The sequence below is a fragment of the Curtobacterium sp. MCBD17_032 genome (assembly GCF_003234855.1).
Classification (GTDB): Bacteria; Actinomycetota; Actinomycetes; order Actinomycetales; family Microbacteriaceae; genus Curtobacterium.
The window spans coordinates 256,556-271,922 of sequence record NZ_QKTO01000003.1 but is presented as its reverse complement, the minus strand read 5'-3'; the positions used below and the strand labels follow the sequence as shown (position 1 = coordinate 271,922).

Below are 15,367 nucleotides of genomic sequence, written 5' to 3'. Positions count from 1 at the left end.
TTGCAACCGTGACCGTCCGGACGGTACACTAACGGGACCCTGACGGGACGCGTGACGACTTCCGCGTCCCGTCTCGTCTGCCCCGGCCCGGGAGGGCCAGCGGCGCGACACGCTCGAAGTCCTGGAGTCCGCCATGTCCGCACTGCTCACCAGCCCCGTCGCCACCCGGGTGACCGCGAGCCGCACTTCGCGGTTCGCCGCGCTCGCGGTGCTCATGTTGCCGGTGCTGCTCATCTCGGTCGACAACACCGTCCTGAGCTTCGCGTTGCCCTCCATCGCCCGCGCGCTGCACCCCGACGCGACCACGCAGCTCTGGATCGTCGACGCGTACCCGCTCGTCCTCGCCGGTCTGCTCGTCGTCATGGGCAGCATCGGGGACCGCATCGGACGCCGTCGGATCCTCGTGGTCGGCGCGACCGGGTTCGCGGTGCTCTCCGCGGCCGCCGCGTTCGCGACCGAGGCCTGGATGCTCGTCGCCGCCCGGCTCGCGATGGGCGTGTTCGGCGCGATGCTCATGCCCGCCACGCTCTCCATCATCCGGAACGTCTTCCCGGACGCGGGGGAGCGGCGCCTCGCGCTCGCCGTCTGGTCGACCATGTTCGCCGCCGGCAATGCCCTCGGGCCGCTCGTCGGCGGCGTCCTGCTCGCGCACTTCCACTGGGGCAGCGTGTTCCTCGTCGCCGTGCCGATCCTCGTCGTCATGCTCGTCGCCGTGCCGTTCTGCGTGCCGGAGTCCCGCGACCCCGAGCCCGGTCCCGTGGACGTCCCGAGCATGCTGCTCTCCCTCGGTGCGCTCGGCCCGCTCGTCTGGGCCATCAAGTCGCTCGTGCACCCGGAGGAGCGCGGGCTGGCCGTCGCCATGGTCGCGGTCGGCGTGCTCTGCGGCATCGCGTTCGTCCGACGGCAGCTCCGCACCCGGACGCCCATGCTCGACATGCGGCTCTTCCGCAGCACGGCCTTCACCGGCAGCGTGCTCATGAACATGGCCGCGATGTTCTCGCTCACCGGCTTCCTGTTCTTCATCGCCCAGCACCTGCAGCTCGTCGCTGGGCTGGACCCGTTCGCCAGCGGCTTGGTCCTCGTGCCGGGTGCGGTGCTCACCATCGTCGCCGGGCTCGTCGTCGTGCCGGTCGTCGCCCGGGTCGCACCGCGCTGGGTCGTCTCGGTGTCCCTGCTGTTCTCCGCGGTGGCGTACGCCCTCGTGGCGGGGCTCGGCCACCACGCGACGATCGCTGCGCTGGCGTTCGCGTTCGTGCTGCTCGGCATCGGCATCGGCGCGTCCGAGACGGTCACGAACGACCTCATCATCTCGACGGCGCCGGCGGACAAGGCCGGAGCGGCATCCGCGATCTCGGAGACCGCGTACGAGATCGGCGCCGTGCTCGGGACCGCCGTGCTCGGCACCATCCTCGCGTCGGCGTACCGGGCGAACGTCGTCGTCCCCGACGGACTGTCGTCCACCGCACACACCGCGGCGGGGGAGACCCTCGGCGGGGCGGTCGCCGCTGCAGCCGAGCTCGGCGGACCGGCGGGTCAAGCCCTGCTCGAGTCCGCGCGGGCGGCGTTCGACTCCGGCGTCACCACGACGGCCGGGGTCGCCGCGGCGCTCATGCTCGTCGCGGCGGCGGGCGCGGTCGTGATGCTCCGGCGTCACTGAGCCGACAGCCGGCGTGCCGACCAGGGCGTGCTCGACGGCGGGACGGCACGCCCGGGATGGGCCGAACCTGTGAATCATGGACCCGCACCATGCCGCAGGTCCTACGTTGGGAGGTGGCCGCGACGACCGCGGCCGTCCCCACGAACGAGGAACGACCACGACTGACATGCCCGACGCCGCCGATCTCCCGCAGGCAGACGTCCCCCAGGCCGACATGGCCGCCGCCTACAAGGCGGCCTTCCGTGGACACCCCGCGGGCGTCGCGGTCATCACCGCGGAGGGCCCGGACGGACCGACCGGGCTCACCGCCTCGAGCGTCGCCTCCGTCGCGGTCGACCCACCCGTCCTCGTCTTCTCGCTGTCCACGAACTCCGGGTCCGCCGGGGTCGTCCTCGGGGCCCCGCTCTTCGTGGTGCACCTCATGGACGCCCGCGGGGTCGCGCTGGCCAAGCGCTTCGCCTCGACCGGCAGCCCCGCCGCGGACGACCCGATCTGGGGGGCGCTGCCGAGCGGCGACCGCTACCTGCCCGACGCTGCGAGCGCCCTGCGCTGTCGGCCGCTGTCGACGACCCCGATCGGCAGTTCGACCGTCGTCGTCGCCGAGGTGCTCGACATCGTCGTCGGTCTCGACCGCGGTGAGCCGCTGGTCTACCACAACCGGGAATTCCACTCCCTGACCGATCGTTCCCGGCTCTCGTGAGCCGCGGGACCCCGCACCGCACATCACCGATCGAAAGGACCGCACATGGCTGAGTACACCCTGCCCGAGCTCCCCTACGACTACGCCGCCCTCGAGCCGCACATCAGCGGCAAGATCATGCAGCTGCACCACGACAAGCACCACCAGGCCTACGTGACCGGTGCCAACACCGCGCTGCAGCAGCTCGGCGAGGCGCGCGAGTCCGGCAACTTCGCGAACGTCAACAAGCTCGAGAAGGACCTCGCGTTCCACCTCGGTGGCCACGTCAACCACTCGATCTTCTGGACCAACCTCGGCCCGGACACGAAGGTCCCGGAGGGCGAGCTCGCGAGCGCGATCGACGAGTTCTTCGGCTCGTTCGAGAAGTTCCAGGCGCAGTTCGCCGCGGTCGCCAACGGCATCCAGGGCTCCGGATGGTCCGTCCTGGCCTGGGACGTCGTCGGCCAGAAGCTGACCACCTTCCAGCTGTTCGACCAGCAGGGCAACATCCCGTTCGGCCTCGTCCCGATCTTCATGCTCGACATGTGGGAGCACGCCTTCTACCTCGACTACCTCAACGTCAAGGCGGACTACGTGAAGGCCGTGTGGAACATCGTCGACTGGGAGAACGTCGCCGCCCGTTTCGAGAACGCCAAGTCGCAGAGCTTCGTCACGCTCTGAGCCCCATGCGATGGTGAGCGCCGAGACCTCGTGAGCCCCGTGCTCGCGTGACGGCGCGGGTCGCGGAACGCGGTCCACGGACGGACGGGAGGCCCGGTACCAGCTGGTACCGGGCCTCCCGTCCGTCGTCCACCAGCACACCGGACGTTCGTCAGCGGTCGCTCACGCCGAGCTCGGACGCGACCGGGACGACACCGGCCGGGTCGTCGCGGACGTCCGCGGGGCAGGCGGCGCCGATCTCGGCGGCCAGGCGCCGGGCGACGTCCCGGAGCGTCCCCTCCACAGGGGTGACGTCGCCGTCGAGGACGGCGCCCCACTGCGCGCCACGACAGGCGAGGACCGCCGCCTGCGCGGCGCGCAGCGCCGTGCAGGCGTCTGCTCCCCGCGCCCGACACCAGGCCGCGAGGGTCTCGATCTGCGCCCGGTGCTGGCAGCGGTGGCGGTCGTGACCCGTCAGGGGTTCCACGGCGCCGAGCTCGAACGTCAGCCGCGCCGCGAGGAACCGGTCCGGGTCGTCCAGGCCGCCGAAGACGGCGACCAGGTACCTCGTCAACGCCTGTTCGTCGGCGTCCGGGTCGAGGTGCACGCGGCCGGCGTGCCGGCTGAGGTGCTCGACCACGGCGTCGATGAGGCCGTCCCGCGACCCGAAGTGGTAGACGATCGGGTACGCGCTCGTCCCGAGGACACGGCCGAGGCTCCGGACGGACACGTCCTCGAGACAGGTCCCGCGCAGGTGCTCCGTGACCTTCGCGACGATCGCCGGCTTCAGGGACGGGTCCGGTTGACGAGGCATGGGTCTCTCCCGAGCGAGGAACAGGCTGACGACCGCCACACGAGCGGACATGCAGCATGTTACCGGACAGCTGACGGGATGGCTCCGCTCGATCAGGCCAGGTGCTCCGGGGGCGTCGTCGACGCGGGGGACGTCAGGGCCGGTTCGGCACGGACGACGAGGGTCTGGACGAGCCCGGACGCGAGCGGAGCGAGACGGATCTCCACGCGGAGCCGGCCTCGAGCGCCCGGCACCCACCAGCGCAGGTGCGTGGGGGCACCGGACCGCTCGGCCACCGGCGGAGCCGACAGGTCGGCGCCGACGGATCCGAGCGCGTCGGCGATCGCCACCCGACGACGCGTCCAGGGGATGTCCATCGGGACGTTCTCGGCACAGATCGCCGCAGCCGCTGCGTCGGACCAGTCCGTCAGCAGACGGGTCACCGAACGCTGCGCAGCACGTGTTGCCGGCAGGACGGGTTCGCTGCCCGGTGACCGCTCGTCGTCCCGCTGCTCGGTCGCCGGGGTGACCGGGCTGCTGACCGACACGACCGACGTCGCGGCAGTCGACCGGGCGTCCGCCAGGAGGAGGTCGAGGGCGCGGGTCGCGACCGCGGACACCTTCGCCTGCGTGGCGTTCTCGAAGGCGACGACCCCGAGTCCGGTCGACGTCGACCAGCGCATGTGCGCGGAGAACCCCGGGTACCCGCCGGAGTGTGACACGATCGGACCGACGTCGGGGTCGTGCTCGACGAACAGCCCGAACCCGTAGCCCGAGGTCCGCGTCGAGCCGGGGAGCGTTCCGGGCGGGATGATCCGCGTCCCCTGCTGCATCGCGCGGCGGTCCGTCGTCGTGAGGGGCCCGGCGCCGGTGGCGGCATCGCCCGCGACCGGGAAGGGTGCAGCGGTGTCGGCGAAGGCCGCGGCGAGCCAACCGCCCCACCGGGCCAGGTCGCGCACGGTCGAGAACAGGCCGCCGATCGGCGAGAACGCGCCCGGACCGGTCGTCGGGAGTGCCTCCCAGCCGTCATCGACCTGTCGATGGCCGGTGACGACGTGGCCGCGGGCGTCGGCGGCGGCGAACACGGTGGCGTCGAGCCCGAGCGGTCGGAGCACACGGTCCGTCGCGACCGTCGGGAAGGGCGCCCCGGCGACGAACGACACCGCTCGACCGAGCAGCGCGTACCCGAGGTTCGAGTAGGCGAACCCGGTGCCCGGCACGGAGTCGAACAGCAGGCCGGCGCGCAGTACGTCGTCGAGGTCCTGGTCGGTGATCGACTCCTGCCGGTCCGCCCACGGGTCGTCCGTGGGGAAGCCCGCGGACATCGTCAGGAGCATGCGGAGGGTCGGCACGGGGGAGTCCGCCGTGGGCAGCCGGACCGCCTCGAACGCCGGCACGAACGCGGTGATCGGGGCGTCGAGGGACACCAGGCCGTCCGCGACGAGGCCGAGCAGGGTCGCGGCGGTGACGCTCTTCGTGCACGACGCGATGCGGAACACCGTGTCGGCGTCGGGGGCAGCACCGTCACCGCGGTCCCCGTGCCCGCCGGAGGCGACGAGCCCGTGCCGGTCGAAGACGCCCCAGACGCTGCTCGGCGCGGTGCCGTCCAGCACCCGCCGCCGGTGCAGGGAGTCGACGGCGTCGAGCACCTCCGGGCTCGGCCGCCTCATACGCGCCGCATCTCGGCGTACGCGTCGAGTGCCCGCTGCCGACTCGTCTTCAGGTCGAGCATCGGCTCCGGTCGGTCCTCGTCGGCAGGCACCCACCGGCGCACGTACTCCCGGTGGGGGTCGAAGCGTTCGAGCTGCCGGTCGGGGTTGAACACGCGGAAGTACGGGGCGGCGTCGAAGCCCGAGCCGGCGACCCACTGCCAGTTGGCCGCGTTGTTCGCCGCGTCGGCGTCCACCAGCGTGTCCCAGAACCACTGCTCACCGACGCGCCAGTCCACGAGCATGTTCTTCACGAGGAAGCTCGCCGTCGCCAGGCGCACCCGGTTGTGCATCGCGCCCGTGTGCCAGAGCTCGCGCATGCCGGCGTCGACGAGGTCGAACCCGGTCGTGCCGTGACGCCACCGGTCGAGTTCGTCCTCGGACACCTCCCGCCACGGGAACGCGTCGAACTCCCGCCGCACGTTCGTCCGGGCGATGTCGTCGCAGTGGAAGTACTCGTTCCAGTTGAACTCGCGCCAGGCGAGCTGCCGGAGGAACGCCGGCGCGGCACGGCGCTGGTCGGGTTCGAGGGTCTCGTGCAGGCGGTGCCAGACCTGGTACGGGCTGATCTCGCCCCAGCGCAGGTGGGGGGAGAGGCTGCTCGTCGCCGCCTGCGCGGGCTCGTCCCGCTGGTCGTAGTCGGCGAGGGCCTCGTCGATGAACCGCTCCATGCGGTCCCAGGCGCCGTGCTCGCCGGGCGTCCAGGCGTCCCGCATCCCGCCGGCCCAGTCCGGGGTGGTGGGCAGGAGCGCCCAGTCGTCGAGCGCGTCCGACGTCACGTCCGCCGGCGGGGCGATCGTCTCCGGCTCGGGCCAGGGGTGCCGCGGCTCCGGCAACGCCTGCGCGGCGCGCCAGAACGGCGTGAAGACCTTGAACGGCTCACCCTTGCCGGTCAGGACGGTCCACGGCTCCCAGAGCAGGGTGCCGGCGGAGCTGTGCGCCTCGATGCCCGCGGCGACGAGGCCGGCCTTGATGCCCGCGTCGATCTCCCGCTCGACCCGGCCGTACCGCCGGTTCCAGAACACGGCGTCCGCACCGGACTCCTCGACGAGGTCGGCGATGACGTCGGCCGCTGCACCCCGTCGGAGGACGAGCGCGGTGCCGTGTGCGCGGAGGTCGGCGTCGAGCGCGGCCAGGGACTGGTGGAGCCACCAGCGGGCGGCCGCGCCGTGGGGACGGATCCCCTCGCTCTGCTCGTCGAGCACGTACACCACGGTGACGGGGCCTCCGCGGTCGACCGCCGAGCGCAGCGCGGGGTTGTCGGCGATCCGGAGGTCGTCGCGCAACCAGACGACCGAGCCGCTCATGCCGAGGCCCGATCCGGCACCGTCGCGACCGACCGACGGGTCGCGGGTGTCGCCGCCGTGGCGACCCGGAGCTTCGTGCAGAGCTCGGTGAGTGTCCGCAGTTCGGTGTCGTCGAGTCCCGCGCCGACCTGCGCCGCGATGGTGGAGGCGTGCTGCACGGCGACGGCGCGGTAGACGTCGTAGCCGTGCGCGGTGAGGGCGACGATGACCCCGCGGGCATCGGTCGGGTCGGGCTGTTTCTCGACGATGCCCTTCGACGCGAGGCGGTCGACCAGGCGACTGACGCTCGGCTGGGTCAGGAGGAGGTGCCCCGTCAGGTCGCGCATCCGGCACCGGCGACCGGGCTGGGTCGAGAGGTTGAAACAGACGTCGTACTCGTTGAACGAGATCTCGGCCGTCGGGAACTCGGCGTTGAGGTTCCGCATCACGGTGACCTGGGCCCGGAACAGGGACTCCCACGCCGCCACCGCTGTGGCCTTCTCGCTGCGGTGATCGCTCACGGGTGTGTCCCTCCGGTCGGTGGACCCCCACCCTACCGAGGGGCACCGAGGAAGAACGCGGGCCGGCCGTCCGAGTGGACGACCGGCCCGCTCCCTTGCACCGGGAGATTCCTGCAATCACATTCCACAGCCGATGCCACAGCAAACACCGACTGCACCACCGACTGTATAACGAAGCGGTAACGCCAGGGAAGGCGGCCACGCCGGCTGTTCCTGCGAGTTGCCCGAGCGCCGGACGAGAGCCGGTTCAGAAGAGGTCGGGCGAGGGCGTGGACGCGTAGCGCACCGAGACGTCGGCATGCCGGTCGAACCGGTACCCGACCCCGCGGACCGTGCGGACGATCTCCTCGAACGCGCCGAGCTTCGCGCGCAGGCGGCGGACGTGCACGTCGATGGTGCGTTCGTTCGGGGTCTCGTCGTCGCCGGCCGACCAGAGGCCCTCGATGATCGCCGAGCGGTCCACCGTCCGTCCTTCGCGGAGGACGAGGAACTGCAGCAGCTCGAACTCCTTGAACGTCAGGGGCGCCGGCTCTCCGTCGAGGACGACGCGCTTGCGCGAGATGTCGATGACGACCCCGGTCTCCTCCGGTTCGGGCTTCTCGGTCTGCTTGCGCGCGGCGACCGCCGACCGGTCCTGCAGCGCCAGCCGGACCACGTCGACGTCCCGTCCGCCGGACCCCTCCGCGGCGACGGCGACCGCGGCGTAGGTCTCGGCGGAGGGCACGAGCTGCGCGGTCAGGGCCTTCAGCTGCTCCACGACGGCCGCCAGGGTCGTGCCGGCCGCTGCGGCCGCGGCTTCGTCGAGCCCGACGTACAGCGCGAAGCCGCGCGCCTCGGTCCCCTCCGGCAGGCCACGGTTGCGCTGCGGCGCGACGGCGGGGCTGGTGGGCACGGCGGTGGCGTCGGCCACGGGACGGACAGGCTGTGCGGTCGGCACACGGCGTGCTCGGATCGGCGTCACGCTGCCGAGGTCGGTGGGTGCAGGCGCTGCCGTCCGGAGGCCCGGTGCGGTCCGGTCACGGGCGGGGTCGGTCAGGTCGGTGCGGGGCTGGGTGATGGTGAGCGACATGGTGCGGTCTCCGGGAGGGGCGGCCGAGCCAGGGTGGTGGGGCATCGGCCGGTGTCGAATGCGTCGGCCCGGATCGGCGTACGCCGAGGCGCCCTGCGGTCCCTGCGCGGGAACGGGGCTCGTCCGGGGGAACGGGATCCGACCTCGTGACGGTGGTGCGCGTCGTCGACGGGGTCGTCACCGGGGGATCACGCTCGCGCGACGGGGGTGGTGTCGCGGGGGATCCGGCTGGAACGGGTACCGATCAGGCACACATTCGACAACGCATGACCGCCGTGGTCGGCATCATGATGCCGACGGTCCCCTTGGCCTCGCGGAGGGCTCGGGTGGACGGGGTTGCAGTCATGGTCCGAGTATCGGCGGTATACCAACGCCGTGTCAACCGTCCGCTCGGACGGTCACGAGAGCGGACAGTCCCGACATGACGACGGACGGGAGGCTGCCCACCGGTCCGGTGGGCAGCCTCCCGTCCGGGGGTGGCGCGGTCGCTAGTCGGCGAGGCCGTAGAGCCGGTCACCGGCGTCGCCGAGCCCGGGCACGATGTACCCGTTCTCGTCGAGGCGCTCGTCGAGCGCGCCGAGGACGATCGTGACGTCACGGTCGCCGACCGCCTTCTCGAGAGCGGCGAGGCCCTCGGGCGCGCCGAGGATGCAGACGCACGTGACGTCGACCGCACCGCGGTCGAAGAGGAACTCGATCGCTGCGGCGAGGGTCCCACCGGTCGCGAGCATCGGGTCGAGCACGAAGCACTGGCGGTTCGACAGGTCGTCCGGCAGCCGCTCGGCGTAGGTCTGCGGCTCGAAGGTCTCCTCGTCGCGGGCCATGCCGAGGAAGCCGACCTCGGCCGTGGGGACGAGCTTGACCATGCCCTCGAGCATGCCGAGTCCGGCGCGGAGGATCGGCACGACGAGCGGACGGGGTTTCGCGATGGCCACGCCCATGGTCTGCGCGACCGGCGTGCTGATCGGCGTCGCCGTGACCCGGACGTTGCGCGTGGCCTCGTACGCGAGGAGCGTGACGAGCTCCTCGGTCAGGGCACGGAACGTGGGGGAGGGAGTGGTCCGGTCGCGGAGCACCGAGAGCTTGTGGGTGATGAGCGGGTGGTCGGCGACATGGACTCGCATAGGGTCGAGCGTACCGCGCCGCACCCCGACCGGCGGTCGCGGCCGTCGTCGGCGTCGGGGTGGAGGACGTGTGGAGCACCCGGCCGGACGACCGTTCGTCCCCGCCATGAAGCTGGCGCTGGCCGAGGCGCGGGCGTGCCTGGCCACCGGCGACGTCCCGGTCGGTGCCGTCGTGCTCGACGCCGCGGGGGACGTCGTCGCCGTGGGTCGCAACGAACGGGAGGCCCGTCAGGACCCGACCGCGCACGCCGAGGTCCTGGCGTTGCGCGCGGCCGCCGCGGTCACGGGGGACTGGCACCTGACCGCGCACACGCTCGTCGTCACGCTCGAGCCGTGCCCGATGTGCGCCGGGGCGCTGCTCGCCGCGCGCGTCCCCCGGATCGTGTTCGGCGCGTGGGACCCCAAGGCCGGAGCGAGCGGCAGCGTCTACGACATCGCCCGTGATCGTCGGCTCCCACACCGCGCCGAGGTCGTCGCCGGGGTGCTCGAGCAGGACTGCGCGACGCTCCTCGACGCCTTCTTCGCCGGGCGCCGCTGACGAGCCCGGGCGCCCGCTGAGGAGCCCGACCGCCCGCCGGGACCGGTCCGTCAGTCGGCGGCGCGGAGCACGATCGCCTCGGTCGACGGGTGCGGCCCGTCCCGTCGGACGTCCGGCTCGATGTAGATGACCCGGGCGATCGGCACCGCGGCGCGCACGCGCTCTTCGACCGTGTCGATGCCGGCGGCGACGTCCCCGAGACGACGGTCGCCGTCGACCGCCACCTTGACGCCGACCATGAGCTCGTCCGGACCCAGGTACAGGGTCTTCAGGTGGATCACCGAGTCGACCTCGGGGCCGTCGAGCACGGCTTGCTTGATCCGGGCGACGTCACCGGAGCTGGCGCCCTCGCCGACGAGCAGGCTCTTCGTCTCGACACCGAGCACGAGCGCGACGGCGATGAGCAGCACCGCGATGAGCACCGTGCCGATCGCGTCGAAGACCCCGTTGCCGGTGACGACCGTCAGGCCGACGCCGAAGAACGCGAAGACGAGGCCGGTCAGGGCAGCGGTGTCCTCGAGCATCACGACCGGCAGCTCCGGTGCCTTCGCCCGGCGGACGAACTGCACCCAGGACTGGTCGCCCTTGTGCGGCCGCGCCTCCTTCAGGGCCGTGCGGAGCGAGAAGCCCTCGAGCCCGATCGCGATGACGAGCACGGTCATCGGCAGCCACCAGTTCTCGAGCGGGTGCGGGTGCGCGAACTTCTCGATGCCCTCGTACAGCGAGAACACGCCGCCGACCGAGAACAGCACGATCGAGACGACGAAGGCGTACACGTACCGCTCACGGCCGTGACCGAACGGGTGCTCCTCGTCGGCGGCCTTCCTCGCCCGCCGGCCGCCGAGCAGCAGGAGCAGCTGGTTCGCGGAGTCGGCGAGGGAGTGCACGCCCTCCGCGAGCATCGACGCGGACCCGCTGATCGCCGCCGCGACGAACTTCACGATCGCGATCCCGACGTTCGCACCGAGTGCGGCGACGATCGCCTTGGTCCCTCCGGAAGCGCTCATGTGGCTGTCCGACCCCTTCTCGTACCGACCTCGACCACGATACTGGGCCGCCGGCCGTCGGGACGGTCCCGGTCGTCGGTAGGGTCGGGCCATGACCATCGCACTGCCCCGCGTCGCCATGCTCGGCGTCGGTTCCATGTCCGGCGCGGTCCTGCAGGGGCTCCTCGCCGCCGGGGTGTCGCCGGACTCCGTGGCCGTCACCACCCGGTCCGAGGCGTCCGCGTCGGCACACCGGTCCGCCGGGCTGCACGCCGTCGCGTCCGAGGTGGACCCGGACGCGAACCGGGCCGCCGTGCGCGGGGCCGGCGTCGTGGTGCTCGGCGTGAAGCCCTTCGGCGTCGCGGACCTGCTCGACGAGGTCGCCGCCGACCTCCAGCCGGACGCGGTCGTCGTGAGCGTCGCCGTCGGCGTGACCACCGCCTCCATGGAGGCCCACGTGCCTGCCGGCGTCCGTGTCGTCCGTGCCCTCCCGAACACGCCGATCGGGGTCGGCCTCGGGGTCACCGGGATCAGTGCCGGCGCGTCGGCCGACGCCGAGGCGGTCGCCCTCGCATCGTCCGTGTTCGCCGTGTCCGGGGACGTCCTCGACGTCCCGGAGGCGCAGCTCGACGCGCTGTCCGCGGTGTCCGGGTCGGGCCCCGCTTACGTCTTCCTGTTCGTCGAGCAGTGGCAGCGGTCCGCGGAGGCGCTCGGGTTCAGCCCCGACCAGGCACGGACGATGGTGCAGGGCACGGTCCGCGGGGCGGTCGAGCTCCTCGCGCGGTCCGGCAGCGAGCCGGCCGACCTGCGCCGCGCGGTGACCAGCCCGAAGGGCACGACCGAGCGTGCCGTGGCCGTGCTGCAGGACGCCGACCTGGCCGACGTGCTCGAACACGCCGCCCGGGCAGCGATGGCCAGGGCCGAGGAGCTGTCGCGGCTCTGAGCCCGACCCCCGGCGGGGCTACTCGAGCGCCGCGAACCGTTCGAGGTCCGTCTCCGTGCCCGAGACGATGATGACGTCGTCCTCGCCGATGACACTGTCCGGCGTCGCCGGCACGAACGCCTGACCGGGCGGCTTGATGCCGAGCACCGTCAGGCCGTGGCGCGTCCGGATGACCGTCGTCGCGAGGTCGCGGCCGCGGACGGCCCGCGGCGGGAACATCTTCACCACGGCGAAGTCGTCGTCGAACTCGATGAAGTCGAGCATCCGTCCGGACACCAGGTGCGCGGTCCGCTCGCCGGCCTCGCGCTCCGGGTAGACCACGTGGTTCGCGCCGATGCGGCTCAGGATCGTGCCGTGTGACCGGCTGATCGCCTTCGCCCAGATCTGCGGGACGCCGAGGTCGACCAGGTTGGCCGTGATGAGCACGCTCGACTCCAGGTCCGAACCGGTGCCGACGACCGCGATGGCGAAGTCCTGCGCGCCGATCTGCTTGAGCGCGTCCATGTCGGTCGCGTCGGCCTGGACGGCGTGCGTCACCCGGTCCGACCACTTCTGCACGAGGGCGGCGTCCGTGTCCACGACCAGGACGTCGCGCCCCTGCCGTTCGAGCTGCCCGGCGGTCGCAGCACCGAACCGCCCGAGACCGATCACGAGGACCGGGGCGTCGTGGCTGACGGGACCCTGCTGGGCGTGCGGACGGTGTCGGTCAGCCAACGATCGGCCTCTCCTCGGGACGGCGGAACAGCTGCCGGCTCTGACTGGCGGCGAGCGCGGCGGCGATGGTCACTGTACCGACACGACCGAGGAACATCGTGGCCGCGAGTACGTACTTGCCGGACTCCGGCAGGTCGGCCGACACCCCGGACGACAGCCCGCAGGTCGCGAACGCCGAGATCACCTCGAACAGGACGCGGTCGAGCGGCTCGTGGGTGATCTGCAGCAGCACGACGGTGGCGACGGCGACGATGGTCGCACCCCACAGGACGATCGCGACCGCCACGCGGAGGACGTCGCTCGGGATCCGCCGGCCGAACGCCTCCATGCTCTGCCGACCACGGGCCTCCGCGACGGCCGCGAGGAAGAGCACGGCCAGCGTCGTGACCTTGATGCCGCCGGCGGTGGAGGCGGAGCCGCCACCGATGAACATGAGCATGTCCGTCACGAGCAGGCTCGAGCCGTTCAGCTCGTCGAAGTCGACGAGCGAGAACCCGCCGGAGCGCGTCATGGTCGACAGGAACAGGGCCTGGAAGGCGGTGCGTCCGGCGCCCTCCTGGCCGAAGGTCTCGGGGTTCGACGCCTCGAGTGCGATGTAGGCGGCCGTGCCGCCGAGGAGCAGGACGAGGCTGGTCGCGAGCGTGAGCTTGACGTGGATCGGCCACCGGCGCGGGGAGCGGAGCTGCTTGGTCAGGGTCCGGATGACCGGGAACCCGATCGAACCCGCGACGACGCCGATCATCAGGAGGGTGAGGAACCAGTAGTCGTGCGCGTAGGGGTCGAGCCCGTCGGCGTTCGGAGCGAAGCCCGTGTTCGTGAAGGCCATCGCCGAGTAGTAGAAGGAGTCGCCGACCGCCGTCCAGAAGGGCACACCGGTGACGAGCACGCTCGGCAGGAGCAGCAGGCCGATGACGACCTCGATCGTCAGCGTGCTCACCGCGACGGTGAGCAGCAGCGTGCCGACGTCGCCGAGACGGACCGCCTGGCCCTCCGGCACGGCGCCGTGGTGCGTGCGCAGCGGGTTCGAGTCCCCGGCCGCGATGAGCTTGGCGCGCAGCCCGAGGCGGCGGGTGACCACGAGCCCGAGGATCGACGCGAAGGTGAGCACGCCGAGCGCACCGATCTGCGTCCCGATGACGACGAGGACCTTGCCGAACACCGACCAGTGCGTCGCCATGTCGACCGTCGCCAGGCCGGTGACACAGACGACGCTCGCCGCGGTGAACAGGGCGTCGGAGAAGTGCGTCACGGTCCCGTCCGCCGACGCCATCGGGGTCATGAACAGCGCCGTGAACAGGAAGATGAGCACGATGAAGACGAGGATCGCCAGCCGGGAGGGTGACGAGCGCAGGGCGGTCACGAGCTTCCCCGGGCGGCGCTGACCCGACAGGTCCCCGACGGTCGGGACCGGCTCGGTGCGGTCGAGCATCGTATGCCTCCGGGGACATGGGGCGGGACGGTTCGTCATGGTACATCCGCACGGCCGCCGTTAGCCTTGCCGCATGGCCGACATCTTCAGCGTCGTCGCGGACCCGACGCGGCGTGCGCTGCTGGGCGAGCTCCTCACCGCCCTCGGGGCCGACGCGACCGGCGGCGAGTTGAGCGTCGGGCAGCTCGTCCTGCGGCTCGGGGTCAGCCAGCCGACCGTGTCGAAGCACCTCCGCGTCCTCCGCGACATCGGACTCGTGACCAGCCGCGAGGAGGGGCAGCACCGCTACTACCGGCTCGACCCGGAGCCACTGCTCGGCATCGAGGAGTGGATCGCCCCGTTCACCCGTGCCGTGGACGCGGACGGGGCGCCGGCCACCACGTCGTGGACGCCGGACGGGCAGCCGGTGTCGGTCCGCAGGAGCGGCGCGGCCGGCACGGCGACCGTCGAGGTCGGCACCGAACTCGGCCGTGTGATGGCCGAAGCGTCGCACCGCGCGACGGTGGCGATCACCGGTGCCCAGCAGGGATGGGAGCGGGTCGTCGACCGCAGCCGGCGCCGCTTCACGAAGCGGTCCGAGGACGACTGAACCGCTGCTGGACACCGGGCTGCGCGCGCCCCTACAGTGACCAGGGACCACACAGGTCACACCACCAGCCAGCCCGAAGGCGGACCATGACCGGCAGTTTCGACGACGTGCGCTTCCTCACCGTCGCGGAGGTCGCCGAGATGATGCGCGTCTCCAAGATGACGGTCTACCGCATGGTCCACGCGGGTGAGCTCCCGGCGATCCGCTTCGGCCGGTCGTTCCGGGTGCCGGAGTCGGCGGTCGCGGAACTCCTGCGTGGCGGCATCGCCGACGTCGGCTGACCCCGACGCTCGCATCTCCGACCGTCGCCGCCCGATCCGACGCCGTTCGACATCGCAGCAGCCAGCCGGTAGACTCGGGCAGGTTGATTTTCCGCGGCTTCATCGGCCCGGTGTCCGTACATCAGCATCAGTCCGAGCGAGGTCCACATGGGTTCTGTCATCAAGAAGCGTCGCAAGCGCATGGCGAAGAAGAAGCACCGCAAGCTCCTTCGCAAGACGCGCCACCAGCGTCGCAACAAGAAGTAGGTCGAGAGACCCGCAGCAAGAGCCCCGGTCCGCCGGGGCTCTTGCGTTTCCGGGGTGGAGCCGACACGGTCGAACCGCGTCGGGTCGGCCCCGTCCTCCTACCCCGCCCGGCCCACCGCCTGGCCGGGCTGCAGCTGGCGACG

The 15,367-nt window shown here is 72.0% G+C and carries 17 protein-coding genes; 8 read left to right on the top strand and 9 right to left on the bottom strand.

What is annotated here, in order from left to right; genetic code table 11:
* Positions 1-133 precede the first annotated feature (133 nt).
* The 3 genes from DEI91_RS06755 to DEI91_RS06745 all read left to right on the top strand — a co-directional run bounded on the left by DEI91_RS06755 (position 134) and on the right by DEI91_RS06745 (position 3,017).
* Complete coding sequence (locus tag DEI91_RS06755; RefSeq protein ID WP_111051536.1) at positions 134-1,657, top strand: MFS transporter; 1,524 nt, start codon at positions 134-136, stop codon at positions 1,655-1,657.
* Positions 1,658-1,823: 166 nt separating this feature from the next.
* Complete coding sequence (locus DEI91_RS06750) at positions 1,824-2,357, top strand: flavin reductase family protein (RefSeq protein ID WP_258374315.1); 534 nt, start codon at positions 1,824-1,826, stop codon at positions 2,355-2,357.
* 45 nt (positions 2,358-2,402) lie between these two features.
* A complete protein-coding gene (locus tag DEI91_RS06745) occupies positions 2,403-3,017 on the top strand; it encodes a superoxide dismutase (protein ID WP_111051535.1) in 615 nt (204 codons plus the stop codon).
* A gap of 151 nt (positions 3,018-3,168) precedes the next feature.
* Here the strand turns inward: DEI91_RS06745 and DEI91_RS06740 are convergent, their stop codons facing one another.
* From DEI91_RS06740 to upp, 6 genes are all read right to left on the bottom strand, one after another.
* Positions 3,169-3,810, bottom strand: a complete 642-nt coding sequence (locus tag DEI91_RS06740; RefSeq protein WP_146244227.1) for a hypothetical protein — start codon at positions 3,808-3,810, stop codon at positions 3,169-3,171.
* Positions 3,811-3,902: 92 nt separating this feature from the next.
* Positions 3,903-5,459, bottom strand: coding sequence for a serine hydrolase (locus DEI91_RS06735; RefSeq protein WP_111051533.1), 1,557 nt, complete (start codon positions 5,457-5,459; stop codon positions 3,903-3,905).
* On the bottom strand, positions 5,456-6,805 hold the full coding sequence (locus tag DEI91_RS06730) for a deoxyribodipyrimidine photo-lyase (protein ID WP_111051532.1): 1,350 nt from the start codon (positions 6,803-6,805) through the stop codon (positions 5,456-5,458). Before DEI91_RS06730 ends, DEI91_RS06735 begins: the two co-directional genes overlap by 4 nt.
* Positions 6,802-7,305 carry a MarR family winged helix-turn-helix transcriptional regulator gene (locus tag DEI91_RS06725; RefSeq protein WP_181439512.1) on the bottom strand — a complete coding sequence of 168 codons (504 nt, stop codon included), beginning with the start codon at positions 7,303-7,305 and terminating at the stop codon, positions 6,802-6,804. Before DEI91_RS06725 ends, DEI91_RS06730 begins: the two co-directional genes overlap by 4 nt.
* A 247-nt stretch (positions 7,306-7,552) precedes the next feature.
* Complete coding sequence (locus DEI91_RS06720; protein ID WP_258374314.1) at positions 7,553-8,374, bottom strand: winged helix-turn-helix domain-containing protein; 822 nt, start codon at positions 8,372-8,374, stop codon at positions 7,553-7,555.
* 488 nt (positions 8,375-8,862) lie between these two features.
* A complete protein-coding gene (gene upp, locus DEI91_RS06715) occupies positions 8,863-9,498 on the bottom strand; it encodes a uracil phosphoribosyltransferase (RefSeq protein WP_110890048.1) in 636 nt (211 codons plus the stop codon).
* Between the two features lie 106 nt (positions 9,499-9,604).
* Here upp and DEI91_RS06710 point away from each other — a divergent pair, with 106 nt between their 5' ends.
* A complete protein-coding gene (locus DEI91_RS06710) occupies positions 9,605-10,036 on the top strand; it encodes a nucleoside deaminase (RefSeq protein ID WP_111051709.1) in 432 nt (143 codons plus the stop codon).
* 50 nt (positions 10,037-10,086) lie between these two features.
* Here DEI91_RS06710 and DEI91_RS06705 read toward each other — a convergent pair whose 3' ends face one another.
* Positions 10,087-11,043, bottom strand: a complete 957-nt coding sequence (locus DEI91_RS06705; protein WP_111051531.1) for a cation diffusion facilitator family transporter — start codon at positions 11,041-11,043, stop codon at positions 10,087-10,089.
* A gap of 91 nt (positions 11,044-11,134) precedes the next feature.
* Here DEI91_RS06705 and proC point away from each other — a divergent pair, with 91 nt between their 5' ends.
* Positions 11,135-11,965, top strand: a complete 831-nt coding sequence (gene proC, locus DEI91_RS06700) for a pyrroline-5-carboxylate reductase (protein ID WP_111051530.1) — start codon at positions 11,135-11,137, stop codon at positions 11,963-11,965.
* Positions 11,966-11,983: 18 nt separating this feature from the next.
* Here the strand turns inward: proC and DEI91_RS06695 are convergent, their stop codons facing one another.
* Together DEI91_RS06695 and DEI91_RS06690 are read right to left on the bottom strand one after the other, a co-directional pair.
* Positions 11,984-12,679 carry a TrkA family potassium uptake protein gene (locus DEI91_RS06695; protein WP_110824659.1) on the bottom strand — a complete coding sequence of 232 codons (696 nt, stop codon included), beginning with the start codon at positions 12,677-12,679 and terminating at the stop codon, positions 11,984-11,986.
* The gene (locus DEI91_RS06690; protein ID WP_111051529.1) at positions 12,672-14,108 is read right to left on the bottom strand and encodes a TrkH family potassium uptake protein; all 1,437 of its coding nucleotides are present in this window, start codon (positions 14,106-14,108) and stop codon (positions 12,672-12,674) included. The genes DEI91_RS06695 and DEI91_RS06690 overlap by 8 nt, the downstream gene beginning before the upstream one ends.
* Positions 14,109-14,181: 73 nt before the next feature.
* On the opposite strand from DEI91_RS06690, the gene DEI91_RS06685 reads away from it, so the two are divergent.
* The 3 genes from DEI91_RS06685 to DEI91_RS06675 all read left to right on the top strand — a co-directional run bounded on the left by DEI91_RS06685 (position 14,182) and on the right by DEI91_RS06675 (position 15,224).
* Positions 14,182-14,697: a helix-turn-helix transcriptional regulator gene (locus tag DEI91_RS06685; RefSeq protein WP_111051528.1), complete on the top strand. Its 516-nt coding sequence runs from the start codon at positions 14,182-14,184 to the stop codon at positions 14,695-14,697.
* Between the two features lie 86 nt (positions 14,698-14,783).
* On the top strand, positions 14,784-14,978 hold the full coding sequence (locus DEI91_RS06680; RefSeq protein ID WP_058729786.1) for a helix-turn-helix domain-containing protein: 195 nt from the start codon (positions 14,784-14,786) through the stop codon (positions 14,976-14,978).
* Between the two features lie 147 nt (positions 14,979-15,125).
* Positions 15,126-15,224: a 30S ribosomal protein bS22 gene (locus DEI91_RS06675; protein WP_003792170.1), complete on the top strand. Its 99-nt coding sequence runs from the start codon at positions 15,126-15,128 to the stop codon at positions 15,222-15,224.
* The last annotated feature ends 143 nt before the right edge of the window (positions 15,225-15,367 follow it).